The 15,190-nt window shown below is 67.1% G+C and carries 20 protein-coding genes; 6 read left to right on the top strand and 14 right to left on the bottom strand.

The features are described from left to right. The 6 genes from ACR2JI_RS12440 to ACR2JI_RS12415 form a co-directional block, all read right to left on the bottom strand. Positions 1-935, bottom strand: a 935-nt coding sequence (locus ACR2JI_RS12440; protein ID WP_526390381.1) for a ribonucleotide reductase barrel domain-containing protein, incomplete at its 3' end; no start/stop codon positions are given. After that, positions 902-1,384: a class Ib ribonucleoside-diphosphate reductase assembly flavoprotein NrdI gene (gene nrdI / locus ACR2JI_RS12435; RefSeq protein WP_526390380.1), complete on the bottom strand. Its 483-nt coding sequence runs from the start codon at positions 1,382-1,384 to the stop codon at positions 902-904. The genes ACR2JI_RS12440 and nrdI, both read right to left, overlap by 34 nt. A 20-nt stretch (positions 1,385-1,404) precedes the next feature. Then, positions 1,405-1,644 (bottom strand): redoxin NrdH, encoded by a 240-nt coding sequence (locus tag ACR2JI_RS12430; RefSeq protein ID WP_526390379.1) that lies wholly within the window; start codon positions 1,642-1,644, stop codon positions 1,405-1,407. Positions 1,645-1,980: 336 nt separating this feature from the next. Further along, on the bottom strand, positions 1,981-2,523 hold the full coding sequence (locus ACR2JI_RS12425; RefSeq protein WP_526390378.1) for an NADPH-dependent FMN reductase: 543 nt from the start codon (positions 2,521-2,523) through the stop codon (positions 1,981-1,983). Then, positions 2,516-3,406 (bottom strand): SDR family oxidoreductase, encoded by an 891-nt coding sequence (locus ACR2JI_RS12420; RefSeq protein WP_526390377.1) that lies wholly within the window; start codon positions 3,404-3,406, stop codon positions 2,516-2,518. The genes ACR2JI_RS12425 and ACR2JI_RS12420 overlap by 8 nt, the downstream gene beginning before the upstream one ends. Before the next feature lie 6 nt (positions 3,407-3,412). Then, positions 3,413-4,045, bottom strand: a complete 633-nt coding sequence (locus tag ACR2JI_RS12415; protein ID WP_526390376.1) for a TetR/AcrR family transcriptional regulator — start codon at positions 4,043-4,045, stop codon at positions 3,413-3,415. Between the two features lie 85 nt (positions 4,046-4,130). Between ACR2JI_RS12415 and ACR2JI_RS12410 the strand changes: the two genes are divergently transcribed. Next, positions 4,131-5,612 carry a cytochrome P450 gene (locus ACR2JI_RS12410; RefSeq protein ID WP_526390375.1) on the top strand — a complete coding sequence of 494 codons (1,482 nt, stop codon included), beginning with the start codon at positions 4,131-4,133 and terminating at the stop codon, positions 5,610-5,612. Positions 5,613-5,628: 16 nt separating this feature from the next. Here the strand turns inward: ACR2JI_RS12410 and ACR2JI_RS12405 are convergent, their stop codons facing one another. Genes ACR2JI_RS12405 through ACR2JI_RS12395 form a run of 3 tightly spaced genes read right to left on the bottom strand, consistent with a single transcriptional unit; the run spans position 5,629 to position 7,389 of the window. Then, on the bottom strand, positions 5,629-5,910 hold the full coding sequence (locus ACR2JI_RS12405; protein ID WP_526390374.1) for a metal-sensitive transcriptional regulator: 282 nt from the start codon (positions 5,908-5,910) through the stop codon (positions 5,629-5,631). 14 nt (positions 5,911-5,924) lie between these two features. Further along, the gene (locus tag ACR2JI_RS12400) at positions 5,925-6,812 is read right to left on the bottom strand and encodes a sulfite exporter TauE/SafE family protein (protein WP_526390373.1); all 888 of its coding nucleotides are present in this window, start codon (positions 6,810-6,812) and stop codon (positions 5,925-5,927) included. 1 nt (position 6,813) lies between these two features. After that, positions 6,814-7,389 carry a rhodanese-like domain-containing protein gene (locus ACR2JI_RS12395; RefSeq protein ID WP_526390372.1) on the bottom strand — a complete coding sequence of 192 codons (576 nt, stop codon included), beginning with the start codon at positions 7,387-7,389 and terminating at the stop codon, positions 6,814-6,816. 112 nt (positions 7,390-7,501) lie between these two features. On the opposite strand from ACR2JI_RS12395, the gene trxA reads away from it, so the two are divergent. The 3 genes from trxA to ACR2JI_RS12380 are packed head-to-tail and all read left to right on the top strand — an operon-like array spanning position 7,502 to position 8,412. Next, a complete protein-coding gene (trxA, locus tag ACR2JI_RS12390) occupies positions 7,502-7,870 on the top strand; it encodes a thioredoxin (protein WP_526390371.1) in 369 nt (122 codons plus the stop codon). A gap of 21 nt (positions 7,871-7,891) precedes the next feature. After that, positions 7,892-8,020 (top strand): hypothetical protein, encoded by a 129-nt coding sequence (locus ACR2JI_RS12385; protein ID WP_524921997.1) that lies wholly within the window; start codon positions 7,892-7,894, stop codon positions 8,018-8,020. Positions 8,021-8,022: 2 nt separating this feature from the next. Continuing rightward, entirely contained in the window at positions 8,023-8,412 is a 390-nt protein-coding gene (locus ACR2JI_RS12380) for a nuclear transport factor 2 family protein (RefSeq protein ID WP_526390370.1), read from the top strand. A 91-nt stretch (positions 8,413-8,503) separates the two neighbouring features. Here ACR2JI_RS12380 and ACR2JI_RS12375 read toward each other — a convergent pair whose 3' ends face one another. The 5 genes from ACR2JI_RS12375 to hypF are packed head-to-tail and all read right to left on the bottom strand — an operon-like array spanning position 8,504 to position 14,289. Then, entirely contained in the window at positions 8,504-9,565 is a 1,062-nt protein-coding gene (locus ACR2JI_RS12375; protein WP_526390382.1) for a phosphotransferase family protein, read from the bottom strand. An 18-nt stretch (positions 9,566-9,583) separates the two neighbouring features. Next, the gene (gene hypE, locus ACR2JI_RS12370) at positions 9,584-10,648 is read right to left on the bottom strand and encodes a hydrogenase expression/formation protein HypE (RefSeq protein WP_526390369.1); all 1,065 of its coding nucleotides are present in this window, start codon (positions 10,646-10,648) and stop codon (positions 9,584-9,586) included. Further along, complete coding sequence (gene hypD, locus ACR2JI_RS12365) at positions 10,641-11,768, bottom strand: hydrogenase formation protein HypD (protein ID WP_526390368.1); 1,128 nt, start codon at positions 11,766-11,768, stop codon at positions 10,641-10,643. Before hypD ends, hypE begins: the two co-directional genes overlap by 8 nt. Next, positions 11,765-12,022, bottom strand: coding sequence for a HypC/HybG/HupF family hydrogenase formation chaperone (locus tag ACR2JI_RS12360; RefSeq protein WP_526390367.1), 258 nt, complete (start codon positions 12,020-12,022; stop codon positions 11,765-11,767). The genes hypD and ACR2JI_RS12360 overlap by 4 nt, the downstream gene beginning before the upstream one ends. Further along, the gene (hypF, locus tag ACR2JI_RS12355; RefSeq protein WP_526390366.1) at positions 12,013-14,289 is read right to left on the bottom strand and encodes a carbamoyltransferase HypF; all 2,277 of its coding nucleotides are present in this window, start codon (positions 14,287-14,289) and stop codon (positions 12,013-12,015) included. The genes ACR2JI_RS12360 and hypF overlap by 10 nt, the downstream gene beginning before the upstream one ends. A 31-nt stretch (positions 14,290-14,320) precedes the next feature. On the opposite strand from hypF, the gene ACR2JI_RS12350 reads away from it, so the two are divergent. Next, entirely contained in the window at positions 14,321-14,656 is a 336-nt protein-coding gene (locus tag ACR2JI_RS12350) for a hydrogenase maturation nickel metallochaperone HypA/HybF (RefSeq protein ID WP_526390365.1), read from the top strand. A 22-nt stretch (positions 14,657-14,678) separates the two neighbouring features. Then, a partial coding sequence (gene hypB, locus ACR2JI_RS12345) for a hydrogenase nickel incorporation protein HypB (RefSeq protein ID WP_526390364.1) occupies positions 14,679-15,190 on the top strand: 512 nt, incomplete at its 3' end.

Below are 15,190 nucleotides of genomic sequence, written 5' to 3'. Positions count from 1 at the left end.
TCGAAGGTGATGTCCGGGATCACCACGCCGAGGCTCAGCGTCTTGATCCGGATCTTCTCGTCGGCGTTCTCCCGCTTGGTGTCCAGGAAGCGGTAGATGTCCGGGTGGTGGGCGTGCAGGTACACCGCGCCGGCACCCTGGCGCGCGCCGAGCTGGTTGGCGTAGGAGAACGAGTCCTCCAGCAGCTTCATGATCGGGATGACGCCGGAGCTCTGGTTCTCGATGTTCTTGATCGGCGCACCGTGCTCGCGAATGTTGGTCAGCAGCAGGGCGACTCCACCGCCGCGCTTGGACAGCTGCAGTGCGGAGTTGATCGACCGCCCGATGGACTCCATGTTGTCCTCGATGCGCAGCAGGAAGCAGCTGACCGGCTCGCCGCGTTGGGCCTTGCCGGAGTTGAGGAACGTCGGGGTGGCCGGCTGGAAACGGCCATCGATGATCTCGTCCACGAGGTGCTCGGCCAGGGTGGTGTCTCCGGAGGCCAGCGTCAGAGCCACCATCACCACACGGTCCTCGAAGCGCTCCAGGTAGCGCTTCCCGTCGAAGGTCTTCAGCGTGTAGGACGTGTAGTACTTGAAGGCGCCGACGAACGTCGGGAAGCGGAACTTCTTGGCGTACGCCCGGTCGAGCAGGGAGTGCACGAAGTTGCGGGAGTACTGGTCGAGAACCTCACGCTCGTAATAGTTCTCGCGGATCAGGTAGTCGAGCTTCTCGTCCTGATTATGGAAGAACACGGTGTTCTGATTGACGTGCTCGAGGAAATACTGACGCGCGGCAAGCCGGTCCTTGTCGAACTGGATCTCTCCGTTGGGCCCGTAGAGATTGAGCATCGCGTTGAGCGCGTGATAGTCCGTCTCACCGGGCAAGGTGTGCCCGGAGGTCGGCCCCGAATGAGGGGTGGTTACAGGCTCTGCAGCTGAGACCGTTGGTGCCACGTGTTCTCTTCCTTCTTCCAGAAATCGGCCAGGACCACGCGAACGGCTTCCACGTCCTCTGCGGTTCCCATCATTTCGAATCGGTACAGGTACGGCACGTTGCACTTGCTCGCCACGACATCGCCGGCGAAGCAGTACTCGGCACCGAATTGGGTGTTCCCGGCTGCGATGACCCCGCGGATCAACGACCGGTTGTGCTCATTGTTCAAAAACTTGATGACCTGCTTGGGGACGTACCCGACGGTCCCCGCCTGCCGTCCGCTGCCGTAGGTCGGCAGCACCAGCACATAGGGTTCGTCGACCTCGACGGTGGCAGCGACGCTGGTCTTGACTGGGATTCGCCAGGCCGGCAGGCCGAGCTTCTGCATGAACCGGTGGGTGGTCTCGGAGACGCTGGAGAAGTACACCAACCTCACCGAACCTTCACCGGGCAGCCCGTCGAGATCCATCGCCGCCCCCCGCCGTGCCGCTACGCGCTGAGCGCGGTGGAAGCCAGGGCCTTGATGCGGTCGGGCCGGAAGCCCGACCAGTGCTCCCCGTCCACCACGACGACCGGAGCCTGCAGGTAGCCCAGCGCCATCACGTAGTCCCGGGCCTCCGGAACCTCAGTGATATCGATGATCTCGTAGTCCAACCCCGCATTGTCGAGCGCCTTGTAGGTCGCATTGCACTGCACGCAGGCCGGCTTGGTGTACACGGTGATGGACATCTGCGGTGTGGCTCCTCTGCGATGCAAGGGGTGGGGAGAGGCTCGTCGAACGGGGTTTTTCAGCTGTTCCGGTGGACCGTGACGATCGGGTCTGTCGGCCTGCCAAACACTACACCTAGTGGGTGACAATCAGAAGAGGTACAACATGTATTGAATAACAATCGTGAAACTCCCAGGTCGTAAGCCCACTGCGGGTAGCGCCTGCGGCGTGTCGCGCGTCACAACACGCGCACCGGCTCCCTGACATCCCCAGATACAACCAGCGGGCACCGACAGATTTGGCGCGGTCCGGCCGCACCCCCAGTCCGGACCCCCGGTCCGGCCCCAGAGTCCGGGCTAGTGAGCCTCGGCGGCCAGGTCCCGGATGACCTGACCGACTGCGGCGACCACCTCGGCGTTCTGCGCGGGGTGGCGCCCGTCGAGGGTGCCGATCGGAAGCGAGAAGGTGATCGTTTCGATCACCCGCGGCCCAGCGATACCGAATGACTTACGGGTCTCGTCGTGGGCCCACACCCCGCCGTAGCGGCCCATCGCGGCGCCGATGACGGCCAGCGGCTTACCGTTCAGCGCTCCGGCACCGAACGGCCGGGACAGCCAGTCGATGGCGTTCTTCAGCACACCCGGGATGGTGCCGTTGTACTCCGGCGTCACCACCAGCGCCGCATCGGCGGCGGCCGCAACGGCCCGTAGCGCGGCGACCGGGGCCGGTGCCGGCTCGACCTCGAGATCCTCGTTGTAGAACGGCAGATCGCCGAGATCCGGATAGACCGTCACCGCGACCCCGTCCGGGGCCGACTCGGCGGCCAGATCGGCGAGCTGGCGGTTGACCGACGCCGCCCGCAGGCTGCCGACCAGAACCAGAACCTCGACGTCACTCATCTTGCATCCATTCGTTGGCCGGACCCGGCGGAAGATACTGCGCCCCATGGGGTCGCAGCGCCCCGGTGAAGAACACGTTGACCCTGCTCATCACGGCGCTGTAGGGACGCCAGGCGATCCGCTTGAACACGTAGAGCGCCCAGATGTCGGGCGAGGTGTAGATCAGGAACCGGTTGCGCGCCACACCGGCAACGATCTTGTCGGCCACCTTCTCGGCCGACACCGCGTGCCCGCTGAACAGCCGGACCAGCCGCTGCACCTTCGGGTGATCGCGGTCCACACCGGCGATGTCAACGGTCTGCACCAGTGGGGTGTTCACCGCACCGGGCACCACCACCGACACCCCGATCCGGTGCCGGGCCAGGTCGAACCGCAGCACCTCGGACAGGCCGCGCAGCCCGAACTTGCTGGCGCTGTAGGCCGCATGCCACGGCAGCGCCACCAGACCGGCCGCCGAGGACACGTTGACGAGGTGCCCGCCCCGCCCGGCGGCGACCATCGGCGGCAGGAACGTCTCGATGACGTGGATGGGTCCCATCAGGTTGACGTCGATCATCGCCCGCCAGTGCCGGTGGGTCAGCCGCTCCACGGTCCCCCAGGCCGAAATCCCGGCAATGTTCATCACCACGTCCATCGCCGGGTGGCTGGTGTGGATATCCGCGCCGAACGCGGCGACCGCGTGGAAATCGGTGATGTCGAACGCCCGGTGCGCGGCGACCTCTGCGCGCAGGGACCGGGCGTCGGCAACGGTGTTGTCCAGGCCCTCGGAGTCGACGTCGGTCAGGAACAGCACCGCACCCTCGCGGGCCAGGCGCAGCGCGGTCGCCCGGCCGATACCGCTGGCCGCACCGGTGATCAGGACGCGCTTACCGGCGAAACTCATGGCCGTCTAGCCACGGGCCCGGCCACCCCACAGGGCGTGCAGCCACAGGTTTTCCAGCACTTTCACCGCGGCGTCGATATCGCGGTCGGGGCCGACGAACATCGACTCCCCCGACAATGTCATCGCGGTTGCAGCCGACAGGGTCCGCACCAACCCGCGAACGTCGGATGTCACCGGGTCGGCGGTGCCGTTTCGGATCTCGGCTTCAACGATCGGCACGATCTGGTCGATGACGGCCTCGTTGTAACGGTCCAGGATCTCGCGGATCTCGGCATCGGTGTTGCGCGCGATATTGCAGGCCGACATCACCGGGTCGTTGTGCGCGTAGACCGCGGCGGCGCTGCCGACCATCCGGCAGGCGAACTGCGCCGGGGTCTCGTTGTCCCCGCGCGAGGCGAAGGCCCCGGTGGCTTCGGTGAGTTCCTCGGAGACCTCGCCGAGGATGTGCGCCAGTACCGCGTACTTGGAGTCGAAATAGAAGTAGAAGCCGGAGCGGGCCACGCCGGCCCGGTCGCTGATGGTGCTCACCGACAGTTCGGCGAAGGGCTTCTCCTCCAGCAGTTGGCGTACCGCGGCCACGATGGCGTGACGCTGTTTGTCGCCCCGGCGCCGGGGTGTCGCGTCCGGTTGCACAGTCACTTGTTCACCTTGCACCACGCCGGTGGCAAATGGAACTTGACACGCGTCAAATTCTGGGCAGGATGTTCGCAACGAGGAGGCATCCATGGCAGGCGTCAGCACCCCGCAGTATCTGCTGGACCAAGCGCGCCGTCGGCTCACCCCGACGCTCAACACCATCCCCGGGATGGGACTGCTCGACGAGCGGTTGCGCAAGCAGGACTGGCCGGAATACGTCTACGCCGAACCCCCGGCCGGCAGTGGACTCAAGCCGGTGCTGGGCAACGACGGCCTGCCACTGATGGGGCACCTCATCCAAATCTTCCGCGGTGGCCCGGACTACGTGGTCCAGATGTACCGCAAGAACGGCCCGGTCTATTTCAGCAAGACCCCTGCGCTGAACGCCGTGGCTGCCCTGGGACCCGACGCCACCGGCGAGGTGCTGGCCAACCGGAACAAGGACTTCTCGACGGTCGCCTGGCAGGACGTCATCGGGCCGTTCTTCAACCGCGGCCTGCTGCTGATGGACTTCGACGAGCACATGTACCACCGCCGGATCATGCAGGAGGCGTTTACCCGGACGCGGCTGTCGGGCTACGTCGAACATATGGACGCGGTGGCGACGAATGTGGTGGCCCAGGACTGGCCGGGCAACGACCGCCGCTTCCTCTTCCACCCGGCGGTCAAGGAACTCACCCTCGATATCGCCTCGGTCGTGTTCATGGGACATCAGACCGGCAGTGACCACGCGCTGGTGACCAAGATCAACGAGGCCTTCACCACCACTACCCGCTCCGGCGGTGCGATCATCCGGACCCCGGTGCCGCCGTTCAAGTGGTGGCGGGGCCTGCAGGCCCGAAAGGTGTTGGAGGACTACTTCGTTGAGCGGGTCCGGGCCCGCCGCGGCGCCGAGGGCACGGACATGCTGACGGTGCTGTGCAACACCACTGACTCCGACGGCAACAGCTTCACCGACACCGACATCGTCAACCACATGATCTTCCTGATGATGGCCGCGCACGACACGTCCACGTCGACACTCACCACGATGGCCTACCACCTGGCCGCCAATCCGCAGTGGCAGGAGCGCTGCCGGGCCGAGGGCGAACGCATCGGCGACGCACCACTGGACATCGACGCACTCGACAAACTGGAAACCTTCGATCTGGTGTTCAACGAGTGCCTGCGGATGGTGACGCCGCTTCCGTTCAATGTGCGCCGGGCGGTGCGCGACACCTCGATTCTGGGTCACTACATTCCGGCCGGCACCAATATCAATCTGTGGCCGGGCATGAACCACCGGCTGCCGGAGTTGTGGACCGACCCGGATCGGTTCGACCCGGACCGGTTCGCCGAGCCGCGCGCCGAGCACAAGCGGCACCGGTACGCCTTCGCCCCGTTCGGCGGTGGCGCCCACAAGTGCATCGGCCTGGTGTTCGGTCAGCTGGAGGTCAAGACCGTCATGCACCGTCTGCTGCGCAACTACCGCCTGGAGTTGCCGAACCCTGGGTACCGACCGCGCTACGACTACGCCGGAATGCCGGTGCCGATCGACGGTATGCCGATTGTGTTGCGGCCCTTACGGTAAGGCTCGGCGGTGACGCTCAGGCCAGCGAGAGGAAAAGCTTCTCCAGCTCGGCCTCGGTCATCGGGGCCTTACCCTTCTCTGAGCCCTCGGCGGGCACGCCGAGCATGCACTCGCGAAGACCGGTTGCGACGATCTTGAAGCCGGCCCGGTCCAGTGCCTTCGACACCGCAGCGAGTTGGGTGACGATGTCCTTGCACTCACGGCCATCCTCGATCATCGAGATCACACCATTGAGCTGACCCTGCGCACGGCGCAGCCGGTTGAGTACATCGGTGATAGCGGTTTCGTCGCCGACCATCTTCGGACCCTCCTCTATTGCTGGTTCAATGGTACCCGCCGGGGTATCGCACCCGGATCAACTAGGACTTTGCGCAGCGGGCAGCGCGCGTATCGGGCGCACATGAAGGCCATCCCGCCGGCGATGGCGGCCACGATCGCCACCGCGACTCCGATCCAGATATTGGCCTCCTCGGCGAGCACCACCGCGGCCATCGCGAGCACGAACCAGCCGAACGCCTTGCGCAGGGTGGCCGGGTTGATCTTGGCGGTCAGCAGACCGCCGATGATGCTGCCCGCCACCGCCGCCGCGATCACCATCCCGGCCAGCTTCCAGTCGATGGCCTCCCCGGTCAGATGTCCGGCGAACCCCGCGAAGGACTGCATGGAGATGACGACGAGCGAGGTGCCGACGGCTACCGGCATCGGCAGACCGCCCAGCAGTGCCAGCGCGGGCACCAGCAGGAAGCCGCCGCCGGCGCCGACAAGTCCGCTGATCACGCCGACACTGGCACCCTGCAGCATGATCTTGCCGACCGGCAGCGGACCGGCGGACTCGTCGCCGACATCCTTGCGGCCGCGCAGCATGGCGACCGCGGCCATGATCATGATGAGCGCGAAGGCGATCAGCAGGATGTTGCCGGGGATGAAGTACGCCAGGCGCCCGCCACCGTAGGCTCCCGCCATCGCGGCCAGGCCGAAGATGCCGGCCACCTTCCAGCGCACCCGCCCGGCCCGGGCGTGGGTGATGGCGCCGACAGCGCTGGTGACTCCGACGACCAGCAAGGAGGTGGCGATCGCCTGCTTGGGTTCCTGGCCGGCGACATAGGCCAGTAGCGGAACGGTCAGGATCGATCCACCGCCGCCGAGTAGGCCCAACGAAATGCCGACGAAGACGGCGAGAACGACGGTCAGGGCGAGCATGTCAGCGACCGGATCCGACCAGTTGGGCGACCACGCTCTCAGCGTCGCAGGCCGGACCCCGGTTGTAGGGCAGTCTGGCCAGCATCATGCCCATCAAGCAGGTGTTGGTCACGGCGGTGATGCTCAGGCCGGCACCCATCACGAAGGCCACCCATTTGAGGCCCGGCACCAGGATGCTGGCCAGGATGCTCAGCGCGACAATGGTTCCCGCGACGAAGCGAACCTGGCGCTGCAGATCCCACCGGCGGGCGCCGCGGTTGACGGCGAATCCCTGGGACTCCCATGAACCGATGCCGCCGTCGAGGACATGCACATTCCCCAGCCCCGCTTTGCCCAGGGCATCCTCGGCCTGCGCGGCACGCTGACCGGCCTGGCAGACCAGCACCACCTGATCGCCCAGATGGGCGCGGATCTCGTCGCGGTGTTCGCGCAGCAGATCCAGCGGGACGTTGTAGGAGCCGGCGATATGGGAACTCTCGAATTCACCCGGCGTGCGGACGTCGAGCACCCGCGGCGGGGTGGGCGAGGCCAGTAGGCCACGGAGTTCGGCGGCATTCACGACGGCCGGTGCAGTCATCGGTACGTCCTTCCGGTAGATACCTATGGGGGTATAGTAACACGGGAATAGTAATACCCCCAGGGGTACTTGTAGCGACTAGGTTTCCACCCAACCGAAAGGACCTGCAAATATGGCTACCGTCGAACTCACCGCGGCCGACTTCGAGAAGACCGTCACCGAGAAGCCGATCGTGCTGGTCGATTTCTGGGCGTCGTGGTGCGGCCCGTGCCGTGCCTTCGCGCCGGTCTTCGATCGCTCCGCCGAGGCGCATCCCGATATCGTGCACGCCAAGGTGAACACCGAGGTCGAGCAGGAGTTGGCCGGCGCGCTGGATATCCGGTCGATCCCGACGATCATGGCCTTCCGTGACGGGGTGCTGCTGTTCTCACAGCCGGGCGCGCTGCCGGCTGCGGCTCTTGAGGAACTCATCGGCAAGATCACCGAACTCGATATGGACGAGGTCCGTGCGACGATTGCCGCCGGTTCCACCGACGTCTGACCCAACCAGGAGGAGAGAATCATGTGCTACCCCGTCGAATGCCCGCGCTGCCACAAGACCACCTGGAGCGGCTGCGGTGAGCACGTCGCCGACGTGATGCGCAACGTGCCGACCGCTCAGCAGTGCACCTGCAACGCGACCAAGCGCTGAGCGTGCATCCGTTCCGGGCCGCGGTAGAGGCTCGCGACTCCGATGCCATGGCGGCCCTGCTGGCCGAGGATGTTGTGTTCACCTCGCCGGTGGCGTTCAAGCCGTATCCCGGCAAGCCGGTCACCGCGGCGATCCTGCGCGCGGTGATGCGGGTGTTCGAGGACTTCCGCTATGTGCGCGAGATCGCCGACGCGAACGGCCGTGACCACGCCCTGGTGTTCGAGGCGACGGTGGACGGCAAGGCGATCACCGGCTGCGACTTTCTGCACACCGACGACGACGGCCTGATCGACGACTTCGTGGTCATGGTGCGACCGCTGTCGGGGGCCACCGCGCTGGCCGCGCGAATGGGCGAACAGTTCGAGCAGATCAGCCGGGAGGCGATCGGCTGAGCCACGCTCCCCCGCGAGCAGACACAAACTCGCATCCGGGAGGGGGATTTCGTGCGACTTAGTGTCTGCTCGAGGTGTCAGCGCGAGCCGCTCAGCTGAACGGATTGTCGCCGGCGGCCACCGCCGCGCCCATCCGCATCAGTGACACCGCCGACGAGTGCAGCCGCTCGCCGGCCTCCCGGGAGGCCCGGCCGGCCAGATAGCGCGCCCAGGTGCCCTCGATGACCACGCCGAGCTTGACGCAGGCCAGCGCCAGATACCAGTCCAGCTGCTCGGTGCGCCGGCCACCGGCGTCGAGGTAGGCCGCCAGCAGCTCACTGCGCCGGGCCAGCCCGCCGAGTTCAGCCAGATAGCCCGCCGACCCCAGCGGGTTGGGGTCCAGCGGCCAGCACACCAGCATCCAGCCCAGGTCCAGCAGCGGATCACCGATGGTGCACATCTCCCAGTCCACGAATGCCGCCACCTCCGGTACGTCGCGGCGCAGCATGGTGTTGTTCAGGTGGATGTCGCCGTGGACGATCCCGGGCACGTAGTCGGCCGGGCGGTTGGCGTCGAGCCAGTCGCACAGCTCGTCCACACCGGGCAGAGAGTCGTGGTCGTAGCCGTCCTGGGTCCGGTAGGCCGCCATCGATGAACGCCATTGCGGCACTTGGCGTTCCAGGAAGGATCCCGGCCGCATCCAGGCGGCAAGTTCACTGCCCTCCCACGCCGCCTGGCCGAGCCGGGCGACGTCGGCGGCGTAGTTGAGCCCCACCCGGTGGCGCATCGCAGGGTCGCGCACGTAGGCCGGCGTGATCTCGTTGCCGGGGTTGAAGCCGTCGACCTCCTCCATCAGATAGAAGACGACGCCGAGCACCTCGAGGTCCTCGCAGGCGGCGACGATGTGCGGGTGCGGCACATCACTGCCGGCCAGGGTGTGCAGCACGGCGATCTCGCGCTGCATGGTGCGGTCGCTGTTGGGCCTCGGGTGTGGCGGTGGACGGCGCAGCACCAGCGGGCGTCCGTCGATCCGCAGCCGCACCACGACGTTCTGTGATCCGCCGGCCAGGGGTTGCACATCCCCGACGGTCGTACCGAGACCCTCATCCCGCACCCAGGCGGTGACGGCCGCGACCGCCGCGTCATCCAGTGTTCCGGTGACCCCGGGCACCATCGGCTCGGCCACAGCGACTCAGCAGATCCGCGGCAGCTGTTCGCCCAATTCGCGTTCCACCACGCGGGTGGTGCCGAACGCGGTCCGGGTCACCACCATTCCGGGATGCTCATCGACCACCCGGCCGATGATCGCCGCGTTGGCGCCCTCGGGCCGGGAGCGCATGGCGGCCAGCACCGCCTCGCTGTGCGCCGGGTCGACGAAGGCGACCATCTTGCCCTCATTGGCCACCTGCAACGGGTCCAGGCCGAGGAAGCCACATGCTGAGGCCACACTGTCGGGGATCGGGATGGTGTTCTCGTCGAGTTCCACGCCGACACCCGCGGCGCGGGCGATCTCGACGGTCGAAGCGACCAGGCCGCCGCGGGTCGGATCACGCAGTGCGTGAACGAAATTCGGATCAGGAACCGCGGCGAGCATCGCCGCCACCAGACGGTGCAGCGGCGCGCTGTCGGTGGTGACGGCGGTGCCGAAGTCGATGCCCTCGCGCACGCTCATGATCGCCACACCGTGCTCGCCGATATTTCCCGACACGATGATGTGATCGCCGGGGCGAGCCTGTTCGGGCCCGATGCGGACCCCGTCCGGAATCACACCGACACCGGCGGTGTTGATGAAAAGTCCGTCGGCACTTCCCCGTCCGACGACTTTGGTGTCACCGGTGACGATGCGCACGCCGGCATCCGCGGCGGCCTTGCCCATGCTCTGCGCCACCGCGCCCAGCACCTCGACCTCCAGACCCTCCTCGAGGATGAAGCCGGCGGTCAGCGCGAGCGGCTGGGCCCCGCTGCAGGCCAGGTCGTTGATGGTGCCGTTGACTGCCAGATCACCGATATTGCCGCCCGGGAAGAACAGCGGATTGACCACGTAGGAGTCGGTGGTCAGCGCGATGCGGCTGCCGGTGACCTCGAGCACCGCCGAGTCCCGCGACGGCCCGGCACCGGAGCCGAATGCGGGCAGGAACAGGTTCTCGATCAACTCTTCGGACAGGATGCCGCCGCCGCCGTGGCCCAGCACGATGCGCTTGGTTTCGCGCAGCGGCATGGGGCAGACCCAGTTGGACGGGTCCGGAAGCTCAGACACTCGCAGGAGCTGATGTCGGCGCCGTCGCGCCTCCGGCCAGCCGCCGGAATTGGTAGTAGGCGGCACAGGCGCCCTCGCTGGAGACCATGGTCGCGCCCAACGGGGTGCGCGGCGTGCATGTGGTGCCGAACGCCGGGCACTGGTTGGGCTTGATCAGACCCTGCAGCACCTCACCGGCGTGACACTGGTCGGACTCGGCCACCTCGAGGTGGCCCACCCCGAACTTGAGTTCGGCGTCGAACTCCGCGTAGCGCGGGGACAGCGTCCAGCCGGACTTCGGGATCACTCCGATGCCGCGCCACTGCCGGTCGGTCACGGTGAACACATCGGCCAGCGCCTGCTGCGCGACGGTGTTGCCGGCGTCGGTGACCGCCCGCGGGTAGGCGTTGCGGAGTTCGGCGGTACCCGCCTCCAGCATCTCCACCACCTGACGCACGCCCTCGAGGATGTCCAGCGGCTCGAACCCGGTGACCACGATCGGCACGCCGAACTGCTCGACCAGCGGTCCGTACTCGGATGTGCCCATCACCGAGCACACGTGACCGGCGGCCAGGAAGCCCTGCACCCGGTTGGTCGGGGCGCTGAGGATGGCAGTCATCGCCGGCGGTACCAGGACGTGGGAGACCAGCATCGAGAAGTTCGTCAGGCCCAGCCGCTGGGCGTGCAGCACCGACATGGCGTTGGCCGGGGCGGTGGTCTCGAAACCCACCCCGAAGAACACCACCTCCCTGTCCGGGTTCTCCGCGGCGATCCGGGTGGCGTCCAGCGGCGAGTACACGATGCGGACATCACCGCCGCGGGCCTTGACGCTGAACAGATCCTGGGTGCTGCCGGGCACCCGGAGCATGTCGCCGAACGAGCAGAAGATGACGTCATCACGCCCGGCGATCTCCAGCCCGCGGTCGATCATCTCCAGCGGGGTCACGCACACCGGGCAGCCCGGGCCGTGGATGAACTCGACGGCTCCGTCGAGCAACTGATCGATGCCGTTGCGGATGATCGCGTGAGTCTGACCACCGCAGACCTCCATGATGGTCCACGGCCGGGTGGAGATGCGACGGATGTTGTCGACCAGCGCGCGGGCGGCGACCGGGTCGCGGAACTCGTCGAGGTACTTCATGCCGATTCCAGACCGCCGAGCTCTTCTTCGAGGATGCCGAGGTCGATGAACATCTGCAGGGTCTCGTTGGCCGAAGCCTCATCGAGACGGGTGATGGCGAAGCCCGCGTGCACGATCGTGTATTCGCCGATCTCCATATCGGGCAGGTAGGCCAGGCACACGGTCTTGGTGGTGCCGCCGAAGTCGACGGTCGACATCCGGGTGCCGGCGTCCTCCCAGATCTCGATCACCTTGCCGGGGACTCCTAGGCACATGTCCCGTTCCTTTCCCGTTCTGTGACTGCTGCGGCGATTGCGGCCTGACCCAGGGCCAGACCCCCGTCGTTACACGGAACGATACGGTGCGTGAGCACCTCCTGACCACGGTTGGTCAGGGTCTGCCGAAGACCGTGCAGCAGTATGCGATTGGCGAAGACCCCGCCGGTCAGTCCGATCACCGAGATCCCGGCCGTTCGGGCGCAGTCCAGGGCCGCCCGCGCGGTGGCCCGCACCACCGCCTGATGGAATCCGGCGGCCAGATCAGCGGGAGTAGCACCGGCCCGCAGACCCTCGACGATTCCGCGGATCACCGGCGCCGGGTCCATCACCCCGTCATGGACGTCGAAGTCCAGCTCAGCCGGGTGGCCGCGCCGCGCGAGGTGTTCGAGTTCAATGGCCGCCTGACCTTCGTAGCTGACCGTCTGGCACAGCCCCAGCAGGCTGGCGACGGCGTCGAAGAGCCTTCCCATGCTGGTCGTGGTCACACAGCCCAGCCCGCGCGGGATCTGCTGGGCCAGGACGTGCAGCCCGTCAGCCCCCACCGCGGCGACCGGCGGCAGGTCGGTCGTCCACTCCACCCCGGCGCGGTGCAGCAGGTCCAGGGCGATACGGGCCGGCTGACGCACCGCCCCCTCACCCCCGGGCAGCGCGAACGGGGCCAGGTGTCCGACCCTGGTGAACCGGGCCGGATCGGTGATCAGCAACAGTTCCCCGCCCCAGATGGTGCCGTCGGCGCCGTAGCCGGTGCCGTCGTAGGTGACGGCCAGCACCGGGGTGCCCAGCCTCCCCCGGTCGGCAAGTAGCGAGACGGCGTGGGCGTGGTGATGCTGGATCGCCAGAACGGGCCGGCCGTCGGCGTAGCGGCGGGCCCACCCGGTGGTGGCGTAGCGCGGATGCATATCGCAGGCGATCACCTCGGGCCTGCGGTCGGTCATGAAGGCCAGGTGATCCAGCGCCGCCTCGAAGCAGTGTTGGGTGCGCGGGTCGGCCATATCGCCGAGGTGTGCGGACATGTGCGCGTGACCGACGCCGTTGGATCGTCCGCCCATCAGGCAGAAGGTGGTCTTCAAGTCGCCGCCGGTGGCCATGATGACCGCGTCGTCGCGGGCGGGCACCGGGACCGGCAGTGGCGCGTATCCCCGCGATCGGCGCAGCGGTAGCTCTGCACCCTCGTCGTCGATGGTGACGACGGAGTCCTCACACGGAACATGTATCGGCCGGTCGTGGGTGAGCACGCTGTCGGCCAGACCGTCGATCCAACTCAGATCCTCATCGCGGTACACGATCGGTGACCCACCCTGGTTTGCCGATGTCATCACCAGTGGGAGCCGGCCGAGCTCATCGAAGAGCAGGTGGTGCACCGGCGAGTAGGCCAGCATGACGCCCAGGTCGGCCAGACCCGGGGCCACCGCATCGGCGACCGCACCCGGCTTGCGCGGCACCAGGACGATCGGTGCGCTCGGCGAGGTGAGAGCCGCGGCGGCGGCGTCGTCGATTTCGGCGATCTGCCGCGCCGCTTCGAGATCGGCGACCATCACCGCAAAAGGCTTGGCGGGCCGGTTCTTTCGGGTCCGTAGTACGGCGACGACAGCTTCATCGTCGGCACGGCAGGCGAGGTGGAATCCACCGATGCCTTTGATCGCGAGGATCTGTCCGTTGCGCAGATCTGCGGCGGCCCCCGCTACGGGACGCGACAACACCGGCCCGCAATCCGGGCAGGCGATGGTCTGGGCGTGGTAGCGACGGTCGGTCGGATCCCGGTACTGCGCCGCGCACGGAGCGCACATCGGGAAGCCCGACATGGTGGTGGCCGGCCGGTCATAGGGCAGATCGGTGATGACGGTGTACCGCGGCCCGCAGTTGGTGCAGGTGATGAACGGGTGCCCGTACCGGCGGTCGGCCGGGTCACGCATCTCCCGCAGGCAGTCCGCACATATCGCGATATCCGGAGGCACCAGGGTGCGGCTCCCGGCGAGATCGTCACCGGTCCGGCTCTCGACGATCTCGAATCCGGTCTGCCCGTTCGGCGGCATCGGCGTGCTCACCACGGTGTCGATCCGGGCCATCGGCGGGGGGTTGCTGCGCAGCGCCACCACCGCCGCGTCGACGTCGTCGGCCGGGCCCTCCAGTTCGCACTGCACCGAACCGGCGTCGTTGTACACCCAGCCGCCGAGACGGTGTTCGGCGGCGATCCGCGCGACGGCCGGGCGGAATCCCACTCCCTGCACCACACCGGTGATATCGAGGCGCACCCGGACAACCACGGCGACCACGCTAGACCTAGGGTGACCTCCGATGCATGAACTCTCGCTGTGCCAGGCGATCGCCGGTGTGGTCAAACCACATGCGGCCGGTCGCCGGGTCGACGTGGTCCGGCTTCAACTCGGGGCGCTGCGCCAGGTCGTCCCGGACACCCTGCTGTTCTGCTGGACCATCGTGCGCGACCACGAGGACATGCCCGAGGCCGAACTGGAACTGGAGTTGGTTCCCGCCGAGGTGTCCTGCCGGGCGTGCGGCAGCCAGTCCCAGATCGAGTCCCGCTGGTCGGTGCTCTGCCCGCAGTGCGACAGTGGTGATGTGGAAGTGGTCCGGGGAGAAGAGTTCCTCGTGACTTCCGTGGATGTGACGTAGTGGATGTGAGGTAAGGAGAGCCATGGGTCGGTTTCACCGCCACGACGACGGTACTGAGCACAGCCACGATCACGGCGATCATGGTCACCACCACGATCACGATCATCTCGGCGACCACAGCGGCTACGCGACCGGCACCGAGCGCATCGAGGTCCTGGAGTCGATCTTCGCCGAGAACGACAACCGCGCCGCGGTGAACCGTGACGCGTTCGAGTCCAATGGAATTCGCGCGCTGAACCTGATGAGCTCGCCGGGATCGGGTAAGACGACCGTGCTGGCGGCCACCCTCGACGAGCTGGCCGGCGACATCGCCGTGGGTATCGTCGAAGGAGATATCGCCACCGATCTCGACGCCGCCAAGCTCAGCGGCCGGGGCGCGCAGATCTCGCTGCTGAACACCAACAATGGTTTCGGCGGTGAATGTCATCTGGACGCACCCATGGTCCACCGGGCACTGGAGGGCCTGGACCTGGCGCAGCTGGACCTGGTCGTCATCGAGAACGTCGGAAACCTGGTGTGCCCGGCCGAGTTCGA

It is taken from the genome of Mycobacterium sp. (assembly GCF_051006775.1).
Classification (GTDB): domain Bacteria; phylum Actinomycetota; class Actinomycetes; order Mycobacteriales; family Mycobacteriaceae; genus Mycobacterium.
The sequence above is the reverse complement of the archived record's forward strand: the minus strand, read 5'-3'. Positions and strand labels throughout refer to the sequence as shown.

What these genes read in the sequence shown, in the direction of transcription:
- ACR2JI_RS12410 (WP_526390375.1), top strand. Translation starts at nt 4,131, where the DNA reads ATGGCAGGCGTCAGCACCCCGCAGTATCTGCTGGACCAAGCGCGCCGT.
- ACR2JI_RS12350 (WP_526390365.1), top strand. Translation starts at nt 14,321, where the DNA reads ATGCATGAACTCTCGCTGTGCCAGGCGATCGCCGGTGTGGTCAAACCA.
- ACR2JI_RS12400 (WP_526390373.1), bottom strand. Translation starts at nt 6,812, where the DNA reads ATGCTCGCCCTGACCGTCGTTCTCGCCGTCTTCGTCGGCATTTCGTTG.
- ACR2JI_RS12420 (WP_526390377.1), bottom strand. Translation starts at nt 3,406, where the DNA reads ATGAGTTTCGCCGGTAAGCGCGTCCTGATCACCGGTGCGGCCAGCGGT.
- ACR2JI_RS12405 (WP_526390374.1), bottom strand. Translation starts at nt 5,910, where the DNA reads ATGGTCGGCGACGAAACCGCTATCACCGATGTACTCAACCGGCTGCGC.
- ACR2JI_RS12385 (WP_524921997.1), top strand. Translation starts at nt 7,892, where the DNA reads ATGTGCTACCCCGTCGAATGCCCGCGCTGCCACAAGACCACCTGGAGC.
- ACR2JI_RS12360 (WP_526390367.1), bottom strand. Translation starts at nt 12,022, where the DNA reads ATGTGCCTAGGAGTCCCCGGCAAGGTGATCGAGATCTGGGAGGACGCC.
- hypD (WP_526390368.1), bottom strand. Translation starts at nt 11,768, where the DNA reads ATGAAGTACCTCGACGAGTTCCGCGACCCGGTCGCCGCCCGCGCGCTG.
- trxA (WP_526390371.1), top strand. Translation starts at nt 7,502, where the DNA reads ATGGCTACCGTCGAACTCACCGCGGCCGACTTCGAGAAGACCGTCACC.
- nrdI (WP_526390380.1), bottom strand. Translation starts at nt 1,384, where the DNA reads ATGGATCTCGACGGGCTGCCCGGTGAAGGTTCGGTGAGGTTGGTGTAC.
- ACR2JI_RS12430 (WP_526390379.1), bottom strand. Translation starts at nt 1,644, where the DNA reads ATGTCCATCACCGTGTACACCAAGCCGGCCTGCGTGCAGTGCAATGCG.
- ACR2JI_RS12425 (WP_526390378.1), bottom strand. Translation starts at nt 2,523, where the DNA reads ATGAGTGACGTCGAGGTTCTGGTTCTGGTCGGCAGCCTGCGGGCGGCG.
- ACR2JI_RS12375 (WP_526390382.1), bottom strand. Translation starts at nt 9,565, where the DNA reads ATGGTGCCCGGGGTCACCGGAACACTGGATGACGCGGCGGTCGCGGCC.
- ACR2JI_RS12395 (WP_526390372.1), bottom strand. Translation starts at nt 7,389, where the DNA reads ATGACTGCACCGGCCGTCGTGAATGCCGCCGAACTCCGTGGCCTACTG.